The following is a 2,408-nucleotide window of genomic DNA, read 5'->3' as shown; positions in this document are numbered from 1 at the left end:
CGCGGCCAAGCCCGCCGCCGCTGCCGCCACCCCGGCCGCCGCGCAGCCGCCGGCCAGCGATTCGCTGCCGGTCCCGCCGCCGCCGCAGATCGTTGGTACGGCGTGGGTGCTGATGGACGCCGCCAGCGGCAACATCCTGGCCAGCCATGAGCCCGATATGCGGGTCGAGCCGGCCAGCATCACCAAGGTCATGACCAGCTACGTGATCGCCGCGGAAATGGCCGGCGGCAAGGTCAAGGACACCGACCAGGTGATGATGACCGAGAACGCCTGGCGCAAGGGCGGCGCGGCCACCGACGGCAGCTACTCCGGTTTCGCGGTCAACCAGACCGCGCCGCTGGTGGAGATGGAAAAGGGCATGGTGGTGCAGTCCGGCAACGACGCCGCGATCGCCCTGGCCGAGCACGTCGCCGGCAGCGAGGACGCCTTCGCCGCGCTGATGAACCAGTACGCCGCGCGCATCGGCCTGAAGAACAGCCACTTCATGAACCCGCACGGGCTGTCGCAGGAGAACCACTACTCCACCGCGCACGACCTGGCCCTGCTCGGCCGCGCGCTGATCCACGACTTCCCGGTCGCGTACTCGTACAACAAGATCAAGGAACTCAAGGTCGGGCCGATCACCCAGCCCAACCGCAACCTGCTGCTGTGGCGCGACTCGTCGGTCGACGGCATCAAGACCGGCCACCACTCCAAGGCCGGCTACTGCCTGATGGCCTCGGCCCAGCGCGGCGACCAGCGCCTGATCTCGGTGGTGATGGGGTCCAGCTCCGAGGCGCAGCGCGCGACCGACAGCCAGGCCCTGCTCAACTGGGGCTTCCGCTTCTTCGAGACCCACAAGCTCTACGACGCCGGCAAGGTCGTGGCCAAGCAGAAGGTGTGGAAGGGCCAGAGCGCGGAAGTGCAGCTCGGCGTGGCCGAACCGCTGCTGGTGACCGTGCCGCGCGGCAAGTACCCGCAGCTCAAGCCGAGCATGGACGTGCCCAAGACCCTGGTCGCGCCGATCAAGAAGGGCCAGGCGATCGGTTCGGTCAAGGTCATGCTCGACGGCAAGGTGGTCGCGCAGCGTCCGCTGGTGGCGCTGGCCGCGGTCGAGGAAGGCGGCTTCTTCAAGCGCCTGTGGGACGAGTTCTGGATGTGGTGGGAATCGGAGTAAGCGCCGGTTCGCATCGCGACGAAGAGGCCGGCGTTCGCCGGCCTTTTTGTTTTCGTGCGGCGCAAACCCCTGTGCGAAGGCTTTGGCTTTGTGGGAGGGCCTTCAGGCCCGATGCTCTTCTTTCAGGCCGCGGCGATCTGAAACAAAAGCATCGGGCCTGAAGGCCCTCCCACAAGAGCGCGCGCGCCTCAGCGCTTGTTCGCGGGCAGCTTGCCGAGCATGACGCCGCGGAACTTCGTCGCCAGCGCATGGAACCCGGCTTCGGTCGGATGCATCTCGTCGAACCACTGCTGCGGCTGGGTCAGCGTGCCGCGCAGGTCGACGTAATCGAACACCGCGGCAAAACGCGCGTCCTGCTTCAGCGCGCGCAGCACGTGCTGTTCGAACCCGTCGATGAGCAGGCGCACGAACGCCGGGCGCTCGCTCTCGACGATGCCCAGGATGTTCGGCCCGATCCACGGCCCCACGCTCTTCTTCAGCAGCGCGGCCACGCCGAGATTGCCCGGGGTCAGCGCGCCCGGACGGCCGATCAGCTGCGGATAATCGTAAGTGTGCGCCAGCACCGGCACGCCCGGCCGCGCCGCGATCGCCGTCTGCAGGAACAGCGCGTAGGCCTTGCGCACGGTGTCGTACTGGCCGCTGTCGAGCACGCGCTGGAACGCCTGCTGCGCGCTCAGCCCGCTGCGGTTGCCGAGCGCGCGGCGCAGGAAGCCGTCGACGAAATCGTTGCCGCCGGCGCTGAGCAGGATCAGGTCGAACTCGAAGTTCGCGTACCAGCCGATCAGGTCGTCGATGTTGTCGCGCACGAACATCGAGCGCTTGGGATCGTCGGGATTGCGCGCGGCGCAATCGCCGCTGCGCTCGGCGCGGAAGAACAGCCCGCCCTGGCCGAGCAGCGGCACGCCGCGCTCCTCGTCCTGCGGCGCGGGCGAGACGATCCAGTCGAGCAGGTTCATCGCCAGCGGCGTGGAGAACCACGAATCGCCTTCGCAGAACACCACCGGCGTGCGCGCCAGCGCGCCGGCGCGCTTGAGCTGCTGGTACAGCGCGCGGAACTGCCCGCGCAAGGGCAGGGCGACGGACTGGCTGGCAGGCATGGCCGGGCTCCGGAGGACGAGACAGGCGCCAATCTATCGCGCTTTGTGCGCACAAATTGAGACTGATGCGTTGCCGCGGAGCCCCCTGTAGGAGCGGCGCGAGCCGCGACCGCGACACCTGGCTTGCGTCGTAAACGCGATGTCGCGGTCGCGGC

At 68.4% G+C, this 2,408-nt stretch carries 3 protein-coding genes; 1 reads left to right on the top strand and 2 read right to left on the bottom strand.

Annotation, left to right across the window (positions count from 1 at the left end; translation table 11 throughout):
• The coding region (locus A7A76_RS21770; RefSeq protein ID WP_206413272.1) for a D-alanyl-D-alanine carboxypeptidase family protein at positions 1-1,156 on the top strand (1,156 nt) is incomplete at its 5' end.
• Between the two features lie 122 nt (positions 1,157-1,278).
• On the opposite strand, the gene A7A76_RS27000 is transcribed toward A7A76_RS21770, so the two are convergent.
• Together A7A76_RS27000 and A7A76_RS21765 are read right to left on the bottom strand one after the other, a co-directional pair.
• Complete coding sequence (locus tag A7A76_RS27000) at positions 1,279-1,329, bottom strand: DUF6053 domain-containing protein (protein ID WP_425606447.1); 51 nt, start codon at positions 1,327-1,329, stop codon at positions 1,279-1,281.
• 15 nt (positions 1,330-1,344) lie between these two features.
• Entirely contained in the window at positions 1,345-2,253 is a 909-nt protein-coding gene (locus A7A76_RS21765; protein WP_206413271.1) for a hypothetical protein, read from the bottom strand.
• Between the last annotated feature and the right edge of the window lie 155 nt (positions 2,254-2,408).

Origin of the sequence: Lysobacter enzymogenes (assembly GCF_017168095.1) — a bacterium.
GTDB lineage: Bacteria > Pseudomonadota > Gammaproteobacteria > Xanthomonadales > Xanthomonadaceae > Lysobacter > Lysobacter enzymogenes_D.
This window is presented reverse-complemented; position numbering and strand designations above follow the sequence as displayed.

What these genes read in the sequence shown, in the direction of transcription:
- A7A76_RS21765 (WP_206413271.1), bottom strand. Translation starts at nt 2,253, where the DNA reads ATGCCTGCCAGCCAGTCCGTCGCCCTGCCCTTGCGCGGGCAGTTCCGC.